This window comes from Burkholderia sp. AU18528, assembly GCF_002223215.2.
Taxonomy (GTDB): Bacteria; Pseudomonadota; Gammaproteobacteria; order Burkholderiales; family Burkholderiaceae; genus Burkholderia; species Burkholderia semiarida.
On sequence record NZ_NKFC02000003.1, the window covers coordinates 136,052 to 156,473 of the forward strand.

The 20,422-nt window shown below is 65.9% G+C and carries 13 protein-coding genes and 2 pseudogenes; 9 read left to right on the top strand and 6 right to left on the bottom strand.

Annotated features, from left to right (window positions below; translation table 11 throughout):
- The first annotated feature begins 30 nt into the window (after positions 1–30).
- The 6 genes and pseudogenes from tssA to CFB52_RS02200 all read left to right on the top strand — a co-directional run bounded on the left by tssA (position 31) and on the right by CFB52_RS02200 (position 8,649).
- Positions 31–1,152 carry a type VI secretion system protein TssA gene (gene tssA, locus CFB52_RS02175; RefSeq protein WP_099316013.1) on the top strand — a complete coding sequence of 374 codons (1,122 nt, stop codon included), beginning with the start codon at positions 31–33 and terminating at the stop codon, positions 1,150–1,152.
- A gap of 67 nt (positions 1,153–1,219) precedes the next feature.
- Entirely contained in the window at positions 1,220–3,781 is a 2,562-nt protein-coding gene (locus CFB52_RS02180; RefSeq protein WP_099316014.1) for a type VI secretion system Vgr family protein, read from the top strand.
- A complete protein-coding gene (locus CFB52_RS02185; RefSeq protein ID WP_099316015.1) occupies positions 3,781–4,821 on the top strand; it encodes a DUF4123 domain-containing protein in 1,041 nt (346 codons plus the stop codon). Before CFB52_RS02180 ends, CFB52_RS02185 begins: the two co-directional genes overlap by 1 nt.
- Positions 4,822–4,837: 16 nt before the next feature.
- Positions 4,838–5,227, top strand: a pseudogene (locus tag CFB52_RS02190) (hypothetical protein); the annotation flags it as partial.
- 253 nt (positions 5,228–5,480) lie between these two features.
- The gene (locus CFB52_RS02195; protein WP_180278184.1) at positions 5,481–6,401 is read left to right on the top strand and encodes a DUF3304 domain-containing protein; all 921 of its coding nucleotides are present in this window, start codon (positions 5,481–5,483) and stop codon (positions 6,399–6,401) included.
- Positions 6,388–8,649, top strand: coding sequence for a DUF2235 domain-containing protein (locus CFB52_RS02200; protein WP_099316016.1), 2,262 nt, complete (start codon positions 6,388–6,390; stop codon positions 8,647–8,649). The genes CFB52_RS02195 and CFB52_RS02200 overlap by 14 nt, the downstream gene beginning before the upstream one ends.
- A gap of 82 nt (positions 8,650–8,731) precedes the next feature.
- Here CFB52_RS02200 and CFB52_RS02205 read toward each other — a convergent pair whose 3' ends face one another.
- The 4 genes from CFB52_RS02205 to CFB52_RS02220 form a co-directional block, all read right to left on the bottom strand.
- Complete coding sequence (locus CFB52_RS02205) at positions 8,732–9,682, bottom strand: OmpA family protein (RefSeq protein ID WP_059577151.1); 951 nt, start codon at positions 9,680–9,682, stop codon at positions 8,732–8,734.
- Between the two features lie 4 nt (positions 9,683–9,686).
- Positions 9,687–10,676 carry a type VI secretion system-associated protein TagF gene (gene tagF, locus CFB52_RS02210; protein ID WP_059577148.1) on the bottom strand — a complete coding sequence of 330 codons (990 nt, stop codon included), beginning with the start codon at positions 10,674–10,676 and terminating at the stop codon, positions 9,687–9,689.
- On the bottom strand, positions 10,673–14,617 hold the full coding sequence (tssM, locus tag CFB52_RS02215) for a type VI secretion system membrane subunit TssM (RefSeq protein ID WP_099316017.1): 3,945 nt from the start codon (positions 14,615–14,617) through the stop codon (positions 10,673–10,675). The genes tagF and tssM overlap by 4 nt, the downstream gene beginning before the upstream one ends.
- A gap of 301 nt (positions 14,618–14,918) precedes the next feature.
- Positions 14,919–15,764 carry a M15 family metallopeptidase gene (locus CFB52_RS02220; protein WP_059640096.1) on the bottom strand — a complete coding sequence of 282 codons (846 nt, stop codon included), beginning with the start codon at positions 15,762–15,764 and terminating at the stop codon, positions 14,919–14,921.
- 121 nt (positions 15,765–15,885) lie between these two features.
- Here CFB52_RS02220 and CFB52_RS02225 point away from each other — a divergent pair, with 121 nt between their 5' ends.
- Together CFB52_RS02225 and CFB52_RS02230 are read left to right on the top strand one after the other, a co-directional pair.
- A complete protein-coding gene (locus CFB52_RS02225) occupies positions 15,886–16,845 on the top strand; it encodes a phage tail protein (RefSeq protein ID WP_099316018.1) in 960 nt (319 codons plus the stop codon).
- A 213-nt stretch (positions 16,846–17,058) separates the two neighbouring features.
- Entirely contained in the window at positions 17,059–18,087 is a 1,029-nt protein-coding gene (locus CFB52_RS02230) for a transporter (RefSeq protein WP_060315573.1), read from the top strand.
- 30 nt (positions 18,088–18,117) lie between these two features.
- On the opposite strand, the pseudogene CFB52_RS02235 reads toward CFB52_RS02230, so the two are convergent.
- Both CFB52_RS02235 and CFB52_RS02240 read right to left on the bottom strand, forming a co-directional pair.
- A pseudogene (locus CFB52_RS02235) lies at positions 18,118–18,267 on the bottom strand (DUF1427 family protein); the annotation flags it as partial.
- A 24-nt stretch (positions 18,268–18,291) separates the two neighbouring features.
- A complete protein-coding gene (locus CFB52_RS02240) occupies positions 18,292–19,269 on the bottom strand; it encodes a zinc-binding alcohol dehydrogenase family protein (protein ID WP_099316019.1) in 978 nt (325 codons plus the stop codon).
- A 159-nt stretch (positions 19,270–19,428) separates the two neighbouring features.
- On the opposite strand from CFB52_RS02240, the gene CFB52_RS02245 reads away from it, so the two are divergent.
- On the top strand, positions 19,429–20,349 hold the full coding sequence (locus CFB52_RS02245; protein WP_099316020.1) for a LysR family transcriptional regulator: 921 nt from the start codon (positions 19,429–19,431) through the stop codon (positions 20,347–20,349).
- Positions 20,350–20,422: the final 73 nt, after the last annotated feature.

Consider the following 20,422-nt stretch of genomic DNA (forward strand, 5'->3'; position numbering starts at 1 on the left):
CCAGTCAAGCATTGATGAACTGACCGAACCATGCCGATCAATCTCCCCGAGCTGCTGACGCCGATCAGCGATGCGTCGCCCAGCGGCGACGACCTGCTGTTTTCGAACGAATTCGACGCGATCCAGGACGCGCGGCGCTATGACGACCCGACGCTCGACCAGGGCGAATGGGTGACCGAGATCAAGGAGGCCGACTGGGGCTTCGTCGTCGACCATGCGGGCGAACTGCTGCGCACGCGCACGAAGGACCTGCGGCTCGCCGTGTGGCTGACCGAGGCGCTCGCGCTCGAGGACGGCATCACGGGCCTCACCGAAGGCTATGCGCTGCTCGAGGGCCTGTGCCGCGACTTCTGGGACACCTTCCACCCGCTGCCCGAGGACGACGACATCGAGCACCGGCTCGGCAACGTCGCGTGGCTGTCCGGCCGCACGGCCGAGCTGCTGCGCGCGGTGCCGCTGACGGACGGCGCGTCGAACGCGTTCAGCACGCTCGACTGGGAAGTCGCGCAGCACGTCGCGCAGGCGATCAGGCGCGACCCCGAACACGCGGACGACATCGCGCGCGGCAAACCGTCGATCGAGCAGATCGATGCGTCGCGGCGCGTGACGTCGATCGCGTTCTACACGGCGCTGCTGGCGAACCTGAACGCGTTCGAATTCGCGCTCGATGCATTCGAGGAGCGGCTCGTCGAGCACGCGGGCGATTCGGCGCCGAGTTTCCGGCAGGCGCGCGATGCGTTCGAGACCGTGTACCGGCTCGCCGAGCGCTTCGCGCGCGAACAGGGCTATACGGGCAGCGCGCCGCACACGCAGGCAGCGCCGCAGGCCCAGTCAGAACGCATCGAGCCGGTGTTCGGCCAGCCGATCCAGACCGAGGAGACTCACGTGCAGCAGCAGACCGCTTCGCGTCCTCCGGTGACGCAGATGATCGCCGGCATCCAGAACCGTGCGCAGGCCGTCGACCAGTTGCGTGCGGTGGCGCGCTATTTCCGTCAGACCGAGCCGCACAGCCCGGTCGCGTATCTCGCCGACAAGGCGGCCGAATGGGCCGACATGCCGCTGCACAAGTGGCTCGAGAGCGTCGTGAAGGACGATGGATCGCTGTCGCATATTCGCGAGCTGCTGGGGGTGAGGCCCGACGAGCAGTCGTGAAGGACCGTTGTTTGACCTGAGAGCGCGGGCCCGGCGGGCTCGTGATGAACGAGAAGAAGGGTGACGCATGAACGTGACCGAACTGGCACAGGCGATTCGTGGTGGCCTGATCCAGCAGGATCGGCTGCTGAAGACGGACATCCCGTCGCTGCCGAACAATGCGCTCGTGCCGCGCCGGGCCGTAACCCGTTCGAAACTCGGCCGTGATTTCAGCGTAACGCTCGATTTGGTGTCCACCGCGAGCGACGTCGAGCTCAAGACGCTGATCGCGCAGCCGATCACGCTGTGGATCCAGCGGGCGGACAAGTCGTATCTGCCGATCAACGGTTATATCCACACGGCGCGGCGGCTCGGCGCCGACGGCAGCCTGTCGAGTTACCAGCTGAGCTTCGCGTCGTGGATGCACTTCCTCAAGTTCCGCAGCGACATGCGGTACTGGCAGGACCAGCCGGTCGACGCGATTCTCGCCGACGTGTTCGACATGCATCCGCAGGCCAGGGGGCGATACCAGTTCGCGTTGTCGAAACCGTTGCCGTCCCGTTCGTACTGCCGCCAGAGCGAAACCGACTGGAACTTCGTGCATCGGCTGATGGAGGACGAAGGGCTGTTTGGCTTCTGGCGGCACAGTGAAGACGGGAAGGCGCATACGTTCGTCATCACCGACGATCTGCATACGGTCGACGCGCTGTCGCCGAATACCGTCAGGTTCGATCGTTCTGGCAGCGGCACCGAGACTGCCGGTTTCACGCAATGGACCGCGTCGCGGACGTTGCAAAGCACGTTGCACACGACGCGCACGTTCGACTACAAATCGCCGTCGGCGGCGGGCAATCCGAACGGCACGTCGCTGCCGACGAAGGCTGATCAGGGCGACCTGCCGGGTCAGGCGGAAATCTACGAATACACCGGCGCGTACACGTATTCGGGCCAGGACCGCGGCGAACACTTGTCGAAGATTCGCCTCGAGGAATGGGAATCACGTGCGAAGCGTTTCTTCGGCGTGGGCGGCGTGCGTTCGATTGACGCCGGCCGGCGTTTCACCCTCGTCGACCATCCGGAGCACGATCGCGATGCGGCGAGCGACCGCGAGTTCGCGGCCATCGGCGTCACGCGTTACATCGAGAACAATCTGCCGGTCTCGGATCACGAAGCGAGCTTCCCTCATAGCTTGCAGGCCGAGCTGGCGCAGGTGAAGGCTGGTCGCGGGGAAGTGGCGGCGTTCGAGGTCGGGCATGACGACGGCTCGGCCGGTTTCTATCTCGTCGAGGTCGAGGCGCAGCGCGCGAGCGTGCCGTATCGGAGCCCGTTCGAGCATCGGAAGCCCGAGATGCAACTCGAGACGGCGATCGTCGTGGGCCCGAAGGGCGAAGAGGTCTATACGGATGAACTGAACCGGATCAAGGTCATGTTCGTGTGGGACCGGCAGAGCGAAGGCCGAGAGACGGCATCGTGCTGGATGCGCGTCGTGCAGTCGGATACCGGTGGCGGTTACGGCGGTGTGCATATTCCACGCGTCGGCGAGGAAGTGCTGATCGGCTATATCGGTGGCGACTGCGACCGGCCGATCGTCATGCATCGTGTCTACAACGGTGTTGCCAAGCCGCAATGGCATAGCGACGGGATCCTGTCGGGCTTCCGGTCGAAGGAATATGCGGGATCGGGGCACAACGAGATGGTGCTCGACGACGCGACCGGGCAGAACCGCGCGCGCCTGTTCAGCAGCAGCGGGAATTCGCTGCTTCATCTCGGCTATCTGATCGAGCAAAACGGGAATACGCGCGGTGCGTATCTTGGCTCCGGTTTCGATCTGCGCACGGATGCGTACGGTGCGATGCGTGCCGGGCAAGGCCTGTACGTGACGACGCATCCGAAGCGGGCGAACAGTCAGCCGCTGGACGTGAGTGAAGCGAAGCAGCAGCTTGCCAATGCGGAAGGATTGATCGAGTCGATGTCGCAGGTCAGCGAAATGCATCAGGCGGAGAGTCTCGGCGCGGGGCACGACGCGCTGAAGCAATTTACTGACGCGACACAGAACAGCGTGGCGGGCGCGACGACCGGCGGCGGCAGGACCGCAGGCGGCGGGACGGGCAACGCGAATGCGTTCAAGGAGCCGGTGATGCTGTTCGCGAGCCCGGCGGGGATCGGGGTGGCGTCGCAGCAGTCGGTGCATGTGGCCAGCGACCGGCAGACCAATATCGTCAGTGGGCAGAGCACGTTCATCACCAGCGGGAAATCGCTGATCGCCGGCATCCGGGATCGCATCAGCCTGTTCGCGCAGAATGCCGGGATGAAGCTGTTCGCCGGGAAGGGCAAGGTCGAGGTCCAGGCGCACGTGGACAACGTCGAACTCACGGCGCAGAAGACCGTGAAGGTGATGGCGGCGACAGAGGCTGTCGACGTGGCTGCGAAGCGGGAGATATTGCTGACGTCGGGTGGCGCTTACATCCGGATCAAGGGCGGCAAAATCGAGCTTCACGCGCCAGGGAAAGTCGATTTCAAGGGGGCGCAGCACCAGTTCAGCGGACCGACGAGCATGCAGTATCCGTTGCCCGCGATGCCGGGCGGCACATGTAAGCAATGCGTGCTGAACGCGCACAGCGGTCGTGAGTCGATGGTCGAGGCGGATTGATGGACGAAGTCAACGATACGGGCGACCGGAACGACCCGGTCGGCGCGAGCGAAGCGGCTGACGCGGAACCGAATCCACGCGAGCTGGAGTGGCCGGCGTTTCTCGAGACGCTGAAGGCTTCGGTCGCGCGTACGGACGACGCTGGGAATTCGATGCGGCTTTACGTACTCGTCGATACGCGCGGTTATCAGGAGTTGGATGTGCAGCTCGCGGCAGTGCCCCGCCTGCGCTATGCGTCGCTTTGGACGGATACCGGGCTCGATGCTTATACGGATATCGCGCCGTACCTGATCGCGTTCGATCGCGACGCGATCAACGACGAGAACGCCGAGCAGTATCGGCTGCTGCGCCAGCTGTGGTTGGAGGCGGTCGACCTGCATGCGGTGACGTGGCTGTGGTCGACGTGGTCGTTCGATGCGCTCGATCAGCATTTGCGCCAGTACGTGCAGTACAGGCTGCCCAACGGCCGCGCGTACTACCTCTTCTTTTTCGACAACCATGTACTGGGGCGACTTCGACAGGTGTGGCGCGATACGCAGGCGCAGCGGTTCGTCGCGCCGTTCGGCGAGATCCGGTATCGCGACAGGCGGCTGAGCGAAGTCGTGTGGCGCAATGACATGCACGCGAATGAAGGTGCGGTACCGGTCGGTGATGCGCCGGGTCTCGACGAGCAGCAGCATGCGCGACTGATCGAGCTCGGGTATCCGGACAAGCTCGTGCTGAAGTTCCGCGAGACGATGGGGGCGATGGTTGATCACATGTCCGATGCGGAACTGCATGATCGAGTAGCCGAGCAACTCGATCGCGCTGCCGCGCACGGGATTGCCGAAGAAGCGGGGTTGCAGTGCTACGTGATGTCGGGAGTGCTGGTTGCGCCGCGGTTCGACGAGCATCCGGTCGTGAAGTCGTGTCTCGAGGCCGCTTCGCGCGGAGAAACGAGCGTGGATGCGGCACTGGCCTCGATCGACGATGCGACGTGGGACGCGATTCGCGATGCGCACGAGCGGGAATTGCTGGAGGCGCGTAGTGACGTGGCGTAGGTTCGGGCTCGTGGCGATGCTTGACGACGCGCGACTGCCTATTGTCGATGTCGTCAGGTGGGCGAAACGGTATCAGACGCAACTGGACAAGCGATATGCCGAGCGCGAGGATCAGCGGTTTCGTCGTATCGCTCGTGTTGTCGCGTCGGCGTGGTTGAAATACCGTCTGACCGATCGGGATGATATCGAGCAGTATGCGTATTACGCGGTGCTCGTGAACAGCCGGTTCGATGTACCTCCTGAGGTGCAGCGCATCGTGGAAACGGCCGCCGGCAAGCCGGGGATGTTCGCGAAATCGATGCGATCGCTGCCGAAGCGTGTGTTGTTCTCGCTGTCGAACAACGCGTTCGAAGCAGCGGCGGTGCCGGTGATATTCGATGGTTTGCCGCCACCGCCGCGTGCAAAGGATGCGCCGCATGGGGGATCGTACCGGGTACGTATTGGACGCGATTTGCGACACAGACGACCGGATTCTTCTGGAGGAACTCAGCGGTGCGGCGTAAGTCTGCGATTGCCGTTTGCGACGGCAAGGTCGACACACTCTCGGAGTGAATGCTGCAGAAACCGCTGTTCGAACCGACGAACGAAAATATCAAGCTGGTCGCCGTGCAGGCCCGTTCCCGACGTCATGCTGCGGCGGCCATATGAAGAGAGTGCTTATGCCTGATTTCATGCAATACGCTGCGCCGAAAGTCCGCACGATCGTTCCAGACCGTCACGGCGCACGCGCAACTCGCGGACGGTTCCTCGCCGCGTTGCGACTCGCCGCCGCAGGCTTGCTATTCGTGTCGATGGCGGCGTGCAGCAAGTCCGATCCGACCTACACTAGCATTTCAACGGAGGCGCTGAACTACCTGCCATACAACCTCGTTCGGTTCACGATCACCGACCAGTTCGGCAACAAGGCACGCGGCGGCGGCGACCTGGAACCCGGGGCCGGGGAGGGCAGCATCTCCTGCTGTTACTTGCTGAAGGGCAACGATTTCAAGGTTCAGTGGACGTATTACGATGCGGACAACTGGCGGCCGGGTGAGCAGGTGAAGAAACAGCAGGCGGAGACGAACGTTTCGTTGCCGCCAACCAAGGAGCCGGATTCGATTGGCTCGCGCATTCTCGAGGTCCACTTCTACCCCGATCATCATGTCGAACTGGTATTTCCTGGAGAGATGCTGGGCAGTACCAGGTTGCCGATCGTGGACGTGTCGCGTGACTTGACGAAACGGTACGGCAAGCGCCTCGACAAGAAGTACGAGGACAATGACGCCCAGTCGCACCGCAGGATTTCGAGAACCGTTGCGGAGGCTTGGATCAAGTACCGCTTCACAGATCGCAGCGACCTTGAGCAATACGCCTATTACGCGCTTCTGGTGAATCCCCGGTTCGACGCGCACCCGGCGGTGCAGAAGATCATCCAGTCGAGCAAGGGGAAACCGGGAGCATTCGCGAAGGCGGCGGCCGCCCTGTCACCGACCGTTGTGAAGGAGCTTGGGCAGAACCGATTTCAGGCGGTTGCGGTACCGTCCATTCCCGCGGGCCTGGTGCCACCGCCACGTGAGGAGAATAGCCATGGCCGCAGCTAACGATCGAAACGCCATTCGACTCGATCCGGACGACGCTACGCCACAGAGCGTGCGAATGGCAGTCGACAAGATGGCGACAGCCAACTATCCAAAGGGAGATTGTCTGCCGTGCGGAGCAACGATCCGTATCGGCGTATTCTTCGATGCGTTCGGTCGAAGCAGGGACGAAGACGATCCGGACAGCGGACTGTACTCGAACATCTCGCGTCTTTTCGATGCGCACCGCACCAACCTAGACGTCGATCGTCCGGTGAATCAGTTCTGGTTCCGCCTTTACTATTCGGGCCTCGGGACGGATCTCAACGCGGATGCCAAGTCGAACGACTGGCTCAATGCTGGCCTGGCCGCGGGGAAAATGGTCGGCAAGAAGGTGCTCGCCGCAACGAAGGGCGTTGTGGAGTCAGTCGCACGTGTGAACCAGCCGATCAAGCAACTGGACGTAAAAGGTCGCGTGACGACGGCAGCCAAGCAGTCCGCCTCGGAGTTCTCGTTTCGGCCGATGCTGAATGCTTTCAACGACTTTAAGAAGGATATCCAGAACATCCCCCGAACCGCACGCCGCATCGCGAACGTATTGGACGCGTCGCCGGAGCGGATCTGGGAGCGCACGAAAGCAGGCGGCATCGCGGTATTCCGGAACGCAAAAAACGACGCGAAGCGCAATCCGCTCAAGATCGTGCAATCGACAGTCCGTCAGGTCATTACGGGAATCGCGATCGAAAACGTACCGATCGTGCGCGATGCGCAGGTGATGAGCGCGTACTTCGGCACCGGCGTCGATTCACGGCTCGTTGCCGCGAAGGACCAGCTGGAAAAAGCGGTTGAGGCGGTCAAGGGACAGGTGTCGAAGATTCGAAAGATCGAAGTATCGGTGTTTGGCGCCGATCGCGGTTGCGTGCTGGCACGCGCGTTCGTCAACGATCTGGCGACCAAGTACAAGCGTCGCGACGATCAGGACCTTGCACTCAACGGCATTTCGCTCGAAATAAAGTTCGTCGGTCTGCTGGATGCGGTGTCGTCGATTATGTCGGAAGAGGCCGGCGAGATTATCGGCATCCTGCCGTTTCTCGGGACCATCAAGCCGAATTACAAGGACCGGTCGCTTGCCGTGCCCGCAAGCGTGCAGCGGTGCGTGCATTTCGCTGCCGCTCACGAGATGCGCATGTACCAGCGACTCGACAGCCTGGAAAAGACTCGTGCCGAGCAACGGCTCTATCCGGGAACGAGCAGCGACATCGCCGGCGGTTCGTTGCATGGTTCGCTGGGCTTCAATGCAGAGCTGATGCGTATCCCGCTACGGGACATGCTGTTCGAAGCGCTCAAGGCTGGTAGTGCGCTTCTCGACATGGAAACGCTAGCCAAGCGGCGGCCTGACGTATTCAGTCGCTTCTCGATTGCGACGCCGATCACCTACGAAGGCAAGCAATACAGGATCAGGGCGCTTGTCGATGCGTACCGCAAGGTTGTTCCGGACACGCAGGGCGTGAACTTTCTGCCGCATGCGGAGGTATTCCTGCGCTGGATCGCCGTGCGATACCAGGATCCGGAATTCCGTCATTCCGTGACCGACCCGGCAACCGAGTGGCGCAAGGACGTCGAAAAAGCCGACTACGACCGGCGCGACGCAAAGGCGAAGCTCGACTGGGCGATGATGGGCAGCCAGCGGATGGACTCGCCCGAGATCCAGAAGCTGAAGCTCGCGAAGCAGGCGGCGGACAAGCGTTACAACGATTTATGGAAGGATGTCCCGCCGAGCAATTACACGACGGTCTGGCAGCGTCTCGACAAGGAAGCGAGGGAGATGACTGGCAAGTGGGAGAAGATGCGGCCGGAATACGAGGCCGAGCAACGGCGCCGCTTCACGCAGTCGTTCAACAACAAGCCGACTTATACGCCGCTGTTCCTTGCGCCCGCGTTTGCACGCCGTGTTGAGCTGAACGAGGACGAGGTTGCGCTGGTCAAGGCCTGGGAGCAGGGGTATGCGGGGAAGAACCCGCTTCCGCCCGAGGTGATGGCGATGTTCGACATGCTCGTCCACGATACGTTGCTGACGAGTTGGCAGGATCACGTGCTCGCGCCTTCGCTGTACTTCAGGACGCGGGACAAGGACGTGTTCGGAAAGACGGACTATGCGAAGGAAGACAAGCAGCGCAAGAGCGACGATCTCACTGCGAAACGGGTCGACCAGGCGAGCAAGCAGAGCCAGCAATGGACGAGAGGTTACCAGGGCACGCCACCGACACATTGACGTCCTTCTGTGGCACGCAACCGCCTACCGCTGACACTCGGTGGCACCGGGGGCGGATCATCCGAAGCCGCCCCCCGCCAACTCACTGCCCCACCCGGAACTCGATCCGCCGATTCCTTGCCCGGCCATCCGCCGTATCGTTCGGCGCGATCGGCTGATCCGGCCCGACCCCCGTCGTCGTCATCTGCTGCGGCGGAATGCTCTTCGTGATCAGATACCCCTTCACCGCATCCGCGCGTGCCTGGCTCAGCGCGATGTTCGACGTCCGGTTCCCCGAGTTGTCGGTGTGGCCGATGATGTCGACCGTGCGGTTCTGCATCTTCGCGAGCGCGGCCGCCATCTGGTCGAGGATCAGCTTGCCCTGCGGCGTCAGCGTCGCGCTGCCGGTCTCGAACTCGATCGTCCGGTTCGCGAGCGTCTGGTCGAGCACGCCCTGTTCGGACGCCGACACGCGCAGCCCGTTCTTGATCGTGTACGTCGGGTTCAGCGTGTTCGCCATGTCGCTCGCGAGTTGCTGGCGCTGCGCCTCGTTGTGCACCTCGCCCTTCATCTCGATCTGCGTGCCGTTGATCTTCAACTGGCCCTTGCTGATCTGCTTGAGCTGCGCGCCGAGCAGCTTCTGCACGTTCGCGCTCCAGTTCGGCGGCGTCGCGACGTCGCCCACCTCGATCTGGTCGACGACGTTCGTCGCGCCGTACGTGTCGCGCAGCTTCTGCAGCACGGCCGCCTTGGTCGCCTCGTCGGGCACCTTGCCGCCCACCACCACCTGGCCGGGCGTCGCGTTCGCGGGCGGCGGCGCGATCGTGGCGGCGGTGCCGTGCACCACCGTGCCGGACGCGCCGCCGGCGTTCGGACTGGCCTGCGGCAGCGCGGTCGTCGCGACCGTGCCGTTGCCGACCGGCGTGACGGTCGCGCCGGTGTTCTGCGCGAAGGCCGCGCCGCTCGCGACGAGGCCGGCGGCGAACAGTGCGGCGAGGGCGGGCGAGACGGCGGCCGAAAGACGCGCGCGCCGGGCCTGAATCGTGCGATGCATGCCGTCAGCCTCCGATGAACGCTTCGCGGAACGCGTCGATGGCGACGCGCAGCGAGAGTTGCGGTTGGTCGAGGTAGCTGACGAGCTTGCTGATCTGGTGATCGTTTTGCGCATGGGCGTCGATCCATTCGGGATCGTCGATGTCGATGTTGTGGGCGGCGTAGGTCTGCGGGTCGACGACGCTCAGCAGCGTCTTCGCCGACGCGCCGTTGAAGCCGATGATCAGCCGTTCGCGTTCGGCGATCGTGCCGATGAAGATCGCGAGCTCGAAGTCGGCCTGCGCGACGAACGGCGCGATCAGCTCGAGCCAGAACGCGGCGACGAGGCTGCGGTAGAACGGATCGACCGGCAGCGGCAGCGTGAGGCCGCGTTCGATGTGCGACGAGCCGCTCTGCATCACCGGCCGCAGCAGCGAGCCGAGCGCGAGCATCGCGCCGCGCAGCCGCACCGGGTGACCGCTTTCGAGCAGCATCTGCTGCAGGCCGTACAGCGACTGGTGTTCGACGAAATCGTTGAAGGTGCCGTCATGCGACGTGCCGGGCCCGCCGATGTCGATCGGCACCTGCGTGTCGCCGAGCGCCTGCAGCGCGCCGGGCGGCTCGTCCTTGCCGAGCAGCGGCGGGATCTGCGCGGCGACGCGCGACCACAGCCGCGCGAACGCGAGCGGGCTGCGCGCGAGGAACGCGAGCGGCCGGTCGACCTCCAGCGCGGTGGCGCCGAGGAACGGGAAGCGGCGCATCGACACGTCGTGGCTCGCGACCATGTGGCCCGCGATCGCGAGCTTGCTGCGCGAGCCGAGGAACGCGAAATGCATCGGCTTCGCGTCCTCGTAGACGATCTTCCAGCGCGGATCTTCCGCGAGCAGCTCCAGCGCCTGCGCGATCCAGCGATCGAGCGTCTGCAGCAACTGCGGATTGTGCGCGCTCTTCACGAAGTCGCCGCGCGACGGAATCTTGCCGAAGTAGGCGATTTGCGCCTGTACGGTTTGCGTCATTGCGCCCTCTGTGCATTCGTTGCGTTGGCGGCCGCGACGGCCGGCGCGGCGCCCGGCGTGCCGGTGCCGGCTTGCGTCGCGTTCTGCGCGGCGCCCGCGCTCGCGTCGGCGACCGACGACGGCAGCTGCAGGCCGCGCAGGCTCTGCTGCTGCGGCTGGTCACCGCTGCCGGTCGACGGTTGCGACGTGCTGATGATGCGCATCGTCACCGACACGTTCACGCTGCCCTGCGCCCACGTCAGGTCGAACGTGCCGTCCGGACGGCGCTTGCGCTGTGCCGAGTTGATCAGCTTCTCGAGACCGTAGCGGCCCGGCTCGTTGACGAGCTGCACCGTGCGGCCGTCGAAGGTCGTCGCGGACAGCGTCGCGCCCGGCGAGCCCTGCGGGTTCGGCCACACGAAGTTGGTCCACTGCGGCGGCGTGTTGCGGTAGCGCAGTTGCTGGCCGTCGATCGCGATCGTGTATTCCGTCGTGCCCGTGCTCGGTTGCGGCAGGATCTGGAACACGGTCTGCGGCTCGGACGACGCGGCCGCGCTGCCGGCGGCGCCGCCCGCGAGCGGCGCGACCCAGCGTGCGAAGCCGTTCGTGAAGTCCGGCGTGAGCCCGATGCCCATGTCGCCCCACGTGCGGGCGGCGAGCGTGTCGCCGCGGCGCACCGCGAGCGGCCCGAGCGTCGTGCCGACGAACTTCGCGATCGAGCCGTCCGGGCCGAACACCTGCGCGATCTCGCCGGCGCCGGCCTCGACCTTCGCGTTCGCCGCGAACGGGTACTTCGTTGCAAGCGAGTTCTGGAACGGCTGGTAGACCTGCGCGTTCCACACCTTGTTGACTTCGGCGCTGGCCGGCTGGATCACGACCGCGAACGCCTGCATCAGCGGCCGCACCAGCAGCGGGCGCAGCGACTTGCGTTGCGAATCGGTCAGGCCCGTCAGCATCTGCTCGTCGACGAGCTTCAGCGAATCGGCGAGTTCCGAACCGCTGCCGTCGAGCGTTTGCTGCATCAGCTGACGCGCGCCCGGCCCCGGGTCACCCTGGTTCTTGATCACGTTGAAGCGCGTGCGGACCTTCGACAGCGACTCCATGTAGCCCTTCAGCATCGACGTGCCGTCATGCGTCGCGACGATCCGCGCGAGCCCGACGAACTCCTGGCCGATCGGGCCCATCGGCACCTCGGCCGGATTGCCGTTGATGTCGATGTTGGCCGCCGCCATCTGGCCGGCCTGCGAGCGCGTGAACAGTTGCTTGACCCAGTTCACGACGCCCGTCTGCGCCTTCTTGATCGCGACGTTTGCGAGCGACGGGTTGTCCCACGACGTCTGGTCGTACGCGGTCTCGAGGATCTTGCGGATCGGCGAATCCTGCGGGTCGCCCAGGCGGTTCATGCCGTCGACGGCCTGGCCGAAGCTGGTGAAGCCCTGGACCGCGATGCCCTGCATGAACTTCTGCCAGTGCTGCGCGTACTCGGTCTTGTACATGCCGACGAGCGTCTTCTGGATCTGTTCGGGGCTGCCCTCGAGCGTCAGGTCGTCCTGCGTCGACGTGTTGAGCACCCAATCCTTCGCCTGCAGTTCCTTGGTCGCCGCATCGCGGATCGCCGGCTGCACGTAGTCGAACCACGCTTCGCGCGTGAACGTGCCCGGAATCGCGTAGCTGCCTGCCACGAGACCCTGGTTGCCGTCGCCGACGATGCGCGCGATCGTCATCGGCGCGAAGCGGGTCGACGCGCGCGCCTTGATTTCCTCGTACACGCGCTGGCGGGCCGGCATGCCGCGCACCACGCGGCGCAGGTTCTCGCGGGTCTGGTCGACGAGCGCGAGGTTCGCGTCGATCATCGGCCAGTCGTTGTCGTTCACGCGCGACAGGTAGAACGAGATCATGCGCTCGGCGCTCCGGATCATCTCGTCGCGCGGCATGTTGCCGCGATTCGTCTCGAGCCAGCCGCGCCAGAAGCGGGCGAGCTGGTCGGTCAGGTGCGCCTGTTCGACGTGGCGCTTGTCGGACAGCATCAGGTACGTCTTGAGCGCGTTGTACGCATCCTGCACGTTGGTCGGCGACGCGTCGCTGTAGAGGCCGCCCTGCGGCGCGGCTGCCTGTTGCGGGGCGGCGGCCGGCGCGGTGCCGGACGCGGCCAGCGCGGCGCCCGCCTGCGGCGCGGCGCCTGCCGCGTTTGTCGAGACCGGCATCGTACCGCCCTGCACGGCGCCCGATTCGGGCGGGCGCGTCATCGGCACGAGCTGCTCGGGGTGCGCGTTCACGTCCTTCATGAACGACGCGAGGTTCTGCGACACGGGGGCCAGCAGGATCTGGCGCACGCCGCCGTAGTACTCGGTCAGCAGGTGCTGCTCGAGACGGTCGCCCTGGTACAGGCCGAGCGACACCGACAGCGGCTTGTCGCGGCGGAACTGTTCGAGCTGCTCGATCCGGTCCTCGAGGATGTCCATCGCCTGCAGGCGCGACTGCAGGTCGTTGCGGCCCTGCTGCAGGCGCGTGACGTTGTCGAGGTCGGCCTGCACGTTCGCGACGAGCTGCTGGTTGCCGATCGTCGACCAGGTCCAGCCGCCCAGCGCGAGCGCGAGCGCCGCGACGAAGCCGAAGAAGGTCGCGTAGCGCAGCCGCGTCTTGGTCGGGCTCGCGAACTGGCGCACCGTCTGGCGGTCCGCGAAGATCACCTTCGAGAACAGGTCGCGCAGGAAGAAGCCGTTCTTCGAGAACGCGCTGTGCGGTTTCGGCAGCGCGCTCGCGTCGAGGCCGAAGCGGTGCGCGATGCGCTGCGCGGCCGCACTGTTGGTTTCGCCTTCCTGCAGCGCGCTGGTGAAGTAGAAGCCGCGGAAGATCGGCTTGTACTGGAACGGGTTGTTCTCGAACAGCGTCGCGAGGAACGCGCGCAGCGACGGCTTGATCGTCGAGAATTCGAGCGGGAAGCTCAACTGGCCCGGCGACAGCTGGTTGCCGCGCGACAGCGACAGTTGCGCGACGCTGATTTCCTTCAGCCCTTCGTAGAGTTCCTCGAAGTGCGTGTCGAACTGCGCGACGACGTCGCGCTTGTCGTCGGGTTCGTAGGGCAGGGTGGCGCCCCACACGCGGTCGTACTCGTGCTTGTCGCTGCTGCTGAAGAATTCGGTGAAGCCGGTGATCAGGTCGGCCTTCGTGAACATCACGTAGACCGGCGCGAACACTTCCAGCTTTTCCGTCAGCTCCTGAACGCGCTGGCGGAGATTCTTCGCGAGGTTGATCGCGAATTCGGGGCGGTTGCCGGTGAGCTCGGCGATGCTGGCCGTGACGATGATGCCGTTGATCGGCGCCTTCGGGCGGTAGCGCTTGAGCAGTCCGAGGAAGCCGAGCCACTCGCTGCGGTCTTCCTCGTGCACCGAATAGCGGCCGGCCGTGTCGAGCAGGATCCCTTCGGTCGTGAAGAACCAGTCGCAGTTGCGCGTGCCGCCGATGCCGTGGATCACGGCGCTGTTCTTGTCCGCGAACGGGAATTGCAGGCCGGAATTGAGCACGGCGCTGCTCTTGCCCGCGGCCGGGTTGCCGATCACGATGTACCACGGCAGCTCGTACAGCGCGGAGCCGCCCGAGACCTGGCCGATCTTCGACGTCTTGATCGTCTTCACCGCATCCGACAGGCGCGTGCGCAGCACGTCGAGGTCGGCCGTCTTCGCGTCGGGCGCGAGCGCGGCGGCGGCCGGCGCGGCGATCTTGCCGGTTTCCGCCTGCTCTTCCAGCACCTGGCCCAGCTGCCGGTTCGCGCGCTTCACGCGCCAGCGGCGCCACAGCGCGACGGCGAGCCACAGCGCGAGAACCGCCGCGAACGCGATTGCCGCCCACAGGAGCGGCAACTGCAGCATGTCGGCGACGATGAACAGAATGGCCGCTAGCGCGACGATCCCGACGATCGAGAGCGTACGCGGATGAGTCAGCACGTTGAGGATGCGTTGCATAGGACGTTCAGGTTCCGGTGCGATTCGGTGAGGCGACGCAGGCGCGTCGAGCGGCAAGGGTGGCGCCGCGATGTGTCGCCATGCTGTCAAACGGGATGAAGGAGGCTGGCATCAATACGCTCGCGGCATCGGAGAAGGCGCGCGCATTAACGAAAGGACGCTGTGAGATTTAAAACGGAAGCGGCGGCCGGAAAAAATCGCGCACCGGAATGCCCGATTGTTTGCGCCGCCCAAATCGTTTCCTGCCGGGTGATTAAAAAGCCCCATGCCGCCCTCATTATTTCTTGTCCGGCAGCCCTGACTAGCTGCCGCGTCCCAGTTTAAAACCGGGTTTATGGTATTCCACGTGCCCGAGATCCATCATTTTCCATCGGCCGCCCCAGGTCAGGCCGACTTGTTCGGCGACCTGGCCGTACAACTGGTAGCCGCGCATCGCCCACGGGTCTTTCTCGGAAATGACCAGCTTGCCGTCGCGCAGGAATGCGTTGTCCGCCGCCAGCCCGAACTGGTGATAACTCTGGAAGGCTGCCGCGTTGGTCACGTTGCTGCCCATCTGCGCCAGCCGGTTCTGCCGTTCCGGGCTCCGGTAACCTTCCAGCAGCGCCATTTCATATCCGTGCTGTTCGTGCATGATCTTGTAGACCAGCAGCAAACGCGTGCGGAAATCCGGGTCCAGCAGGTTCCAGTCGCGGCTCGCATCCTTCAGCGCCGGGCGGACCTGCTCGACTTCCTTCGTGGCGAAGACTTCCGGCGGCAGCGGCGGCGGCGGCACGAGCTGCTCGCCCTGCAGCAGCGCGGCGATTTTCTCGTCGGGCACGCGCGCCGTGTCGTCGTACTGGAACAATTGCCGGCCGCGTAACGCGATGGCGACCAATGGCGGCGTCGCAAGAATACCTGCCGATACCATAATCATCAAGCGCCGTCGAACCAGTAAATTTTGCACATCGCTTAATGCGCCGCGCGTCACGCTTGCCGATTTAACAATCTGACTGCGCGCGCGCGCGGCGCGATCGTTGGCCCGGCGCGTGAGACGGCCGTGAAACTGGGCAACGGATTCGAAAACGGCCGCCCGGATACCCGGTAAAAGCAACAGTGCCGCAACGGCGACGGCAAGGGCGAAATAGGCGACGAGTGCGACGGCAATCAAAGAAATCCCCGGAAATTGGAATTGATTGTGTTTTGCAATGCTTGCTCTTAGAATCAGGCTGCTTCGAGAGGCCGGGCTATATTATCGCGGTGAATTAAACCAGGATTCAATGAGACGCTGAATGAGTGCGCCGGAAAATTCAAATTCGAAAACTCCGCCCAGCCTGCTGTCCGATACCAAACCGGCAGGCGAGGGAGGACCTCGGCAGTCGCGCATTCTCGCGGATCTGGAAGGGCGTGTCACGCCGCCCGCCGAGCCGCCGCGCCGTTCGCTGAAGGGGCCGATCGCCGCCGTCGTGGCGCTGGTTGTGGCCGTCGGCGGCTGGGGCGCGTGGCGCATGCAGCAGTCGTCGGGCGAACAGCCCGCGGCGGTGGTAGCCGCCACGGCGCCTGGCAAGGCCGCACCGGCCAGCGGCGCCGCCGCGCAAGTCGCGCAGAACGGCGCGTCCGCCGCGCCGGCCGCGCAACCGGCCACGATCGTCAACGACGATTCGGCGTCCCAGACCGTTGCATCGGCGTCCGCCGCTTCCGCCGCGGACAACAGCCGCCTGTCGCGCGCGCTTGCCAACGGCGCCGACGACGCATCGGGCGCGGCCACGGCCGGCGCAGCCGCAACCGCCGCGGCCGCCACGGCGGCGACGGCCAAGTCCGCGAAGGCCGACGCGTCGAAGAGCGCGAAGGTCGCGGCCCACGGCAAGGCTGACACGAAGGCGGACACGAAGGCCGACGCCCGCAAGCATCGCAAGGAACAGCAGGCCGAACTCGCGCAGGCGAAGAAGCGCCGCGACGCGACGGCGGCCCGTACCGCGAAGGCCGGCGCGAAGGACGATCCGGATGCCGATCTGCTCGCCGCGCTCGTCGCGCGTACGAAGCCGGCCGACAAGACGCTCGCCGCGCAGAAGGCGCAGGCCGTGTCGACCAAGACGGCGGCGGCGACCGGCGGCTCGCTGGCGTCGCGCGTGAAGGCGTGTTCGGAGCGCGGTTTCTTCGAGGATCAGCTGTGCCGCTGGCGCGTGTGCGACGGCCACTGGGGCAAGGACCCGGCGTGCCCGAGCGCCGCGCAGTCGGAGACGCGCCAGTAGCGCGCGCCGCGCCCGCCGCGACGTGTTGCGTGTCCGCGCCGCCCCGATGGGCGGCGCGTTTGTTTTCGGGGAACGGAAAGCTGCCGGCATGATGCCGCGTGACACTGTCACGCGCGTGTCATGGCCGTCGGGCATACGTCTCCTTTCTTTTCCCGGCGCGGGCCCGCGACCCGCGATGTGCGGCGCGCCGCGCGCCGCACGACCTTCGACACGATGGACCTGATCGTACAGACTTACGGCGCCGATACGTCCGGCATGGTGTGCGGATTCCGCTTCGTTCCGGGCGGCGCCGGCGCGACGCTCGATGCCGACGCGGCCGCCGCATGGCTGCGCACGTGCCGCGAACAGGGCGCGGCCGCACCGGGCGATTTCGTCTGGCTGCACTTCAATCTCGCGCACGGCGCGAGCGAGCGCTGGATGCGCACGCATCTCGGGTTGCCCGACAGCTTCTTCGAATTCCTGCACGAAGGCTCGCGCTCGACGCGCATCGAGCAGGAGGACGGCGCGTTGCGCGCGATCGTCAACGACGTGATGTTCAACCTTGAACTGACGCCGTCGGAGATCGCGACGCTGTTCGTCCACGTCGAGCGGCGCATCATGGTGACCGCGCGGCTCAAGCCGCTGCGCTCGGTCGACACGCTGCGCGCGTGCGTGCGCGACGGCGAGGCGTTCCGGTCGCCCGCGGAGCTGCTCGTGCATCTGCTGCGCGACCAGGCCGACCTGTTGATCCAGATCATGCGGCGCACGAGCGTCGACGTCGACCGCATCGAGGATCGCTTCCTGTCGCAGCGGCTCACGTCGAGCCGCATCGAGCTCGGCGCGATGCGCCGTACGCTGACGCGCCTGCAGCGCATGCTCGCGCCGGAGCCCGGCTCGATCTTCCGGCTGCTCGCGAAGCCGCCCGCGTGGCTGCATACGGAAGACGTGCAGGAATTGCGCGAGTCGACCGAGGAATTCTCGCTGGTGCTCGCCGATCTGGCGGGGCTCAACGAGCGCATCAAGCTGTTGCAGGAAGAGATCGGCTCGCGCCTCGACGAGCAGAACAACCGGACGCTGTTCACGCTGACGCTCGTCACCGTGATCGCGCTGCCGATCAACATCGTCGCCGGCTTCTTCGGGATGAACGTCGGCGGCGTGCCGTTCGCGGAGAACAAGCACGGCTTCTGGCTGATGGTGCTGCTCGTCGCGGGCTTCACCGCGCTGGCCGCGTGGTGGGCGTTCCGGCGCCGCGACGATCGCTAGCGCGGCACCGGGCGTCGCATCGACGCGTCACCGCAGCAGCGCGATCGCGCGTTCGCCGATCACCATCCCGAGCAGGCCGACGAGCGCAACGAGCGGCGGGGCCGGCGAGCGCACGTGCAGCAGCGCGTACAACACGCCGACACCGACGCCTACCGCGAGCGAAATCAGGTAATCCATCATGGCGGTCTCCCGTGTGGTCCGGTATCAGGGTTTGAGGATCACGCGTTCGCGCGCACCGGCCAGCACCGCGCGATACGCATCGTGCGCACGCTCGAGCGGGTACACGTAGCCGTCGCCGATCGGAAACGGGCGCAGCGTGCCGTTGCCGAAGCCGGGCGCGAGCGTGTCGAGGATCCGCGCGACCGCGGCCGCGCCGAGCTGCAGCGAATCGATGCCCACGAACGTGTGCTGGCCGCGATAGAACGCGAAGATGTCGAACGGCACGCTGCGCTCGATCGTCGAGATGAAGATCTGCCGTGCGCCGATCGCCATCGATGCGTTCGCGGCTTCGAAATACGGGCTGCCGACCGTGTTGTAGACGAGGTCCGCGCCGTGGCCGCCGGTCATCTCGCGCACCGCGTCGGCCACCGTCCGGCTCGATGCGTCGATCATGCGGACCTCGCCCGATGCGTGGCCGCGATAGCCGCCCGGGCCGCGCTCGACGCCGATCACGGTCGCGCCGCGCGCGGTGGCGAGCTGGATCGCGGCCTGGCCGACCTTGCCGTTCGCGCCGAACACGAGCACGACGTCGTCGGCCGTCGGCATGCCGGCGCGGCGCAAGCCTTCGTACGCGGTGACGAACGGCACGCCCACGCCGGCCGCCTCGTCGAGCGTCAGCACGGCCGGCTTGCGGCGCACGTGCGCGGCATCCAGCACGAGCCATTGCGCATGCGAGCCGTCGCGGCCGACGCCGAGATCGCCGCCCGATCCCCACACCGGCGCACCGATCCAGTCGTCCGGGCCGCCGCGTACGATGCCGGCCCAGTCGCGCCCCGGCGTGCGCGGCCACACCGCATGCGGCATGCGGCCGAGCGCGGCCTTCACGTCGCTCGGGTTCACGCCGGCCGCGCGCACCTCGATCAGCATCTGGCCGTCGGCCGGCACGGGCGGCGGAATGTCCCGGACCCGCGCGTCGAGCGACTCGATGTCGGCGGCGGGGGTCTCGAAGCGGATGCTGCGCATGAGATTCTCCATGAACGAGGGCCGCCGCGGCCCGGCGGGCCGGCGCGTGCGGCGGATGAAAGCGATGAAGGCAGTCTAGTGGGCCCGATTTGACGCGGAAACGTGCAAAGGCGGATGATTGCTTTGCGTTTTTCGCACAGCCAGACCCCAGGCCCCTGAATGGACGACTTCCTTTCCCCGCACCTCGCGCTGTTCGTCGACGTGGTCGATCAGCAGAGCTTCTCGGCAGCCGCGCGCCGGCTCGGCGTCGCCGCGTCGTCGGTCACGCGGCGCATCGACCGGCTCGAGACGCAGCTCGGTATCCGCCTCCTGCATCGCACCACGCACGCGCTCCGGCCGACCGAGGCCGGGCAGTTGCTGTACGGTCGCGCGACACGGATGCTGGCCGAGTTGCGCGGACTGCAGGAAGACCTGCACAGCCAGCACGACGAACCGGGCGGGCTGCTGCGCATCGACTGTCCGGCGCCGTTCGGCCGGCGGCATCTGATGGGCGCGCTGGCCGCGTTCATGCAGCATCATCCGGCGTTGCAGGTCGATCTCGTGCTGACCGACAGCATGGTCGATCTGCAGGGTGCGCGACTCGGTTCCGACGTCGATCTCGCGGTGCGCATCGGGCCGCTGGAGGACACGCGTTTCGTCGCGACCGTGCTGGCGCCGCAACGGCGCGTGCTGTGCGCGAGCGCGGCCTACCTCGCACGGCGCGGCGAGCCCGAATCGCCCGACGCGCTGGCCGGCCACGACTGTCTCGCGTGGCATGGCGCGCCGCCGCCGGGCGCATGGCGTTTCGGCGAGCGCCGTCACGCGCCCGCGCAGCCGCGGTTTCGCAGCAATCATTCGGAAGCGTTGCGCGAGGCGGCCATCGACGGGCTCGGTCTCGCGCATCTGCCGACCTGGCTCGTGGCGGACGCGCTGCGCGACGGACGGTTGCGCGCGGTGCTGCCGCAGTACGCGGCGGCGCCCGAGCCGGCGACGATCCACGTGTTGCGCCAGCAGGCGCGCGGCAGTGCGCGCACGTCGCGGCTCGTGGCGTTCCTCGCCTCATGGTTCGCGCCGCCGGCGTGGGATGCCGCGTGGGCGTGACCGCGAACGGGCGCCGCGCGGCATGAAAAAAAGGGCCTCGCATGCGAGGCCCGTCAACAGGTCGGAGAAACCG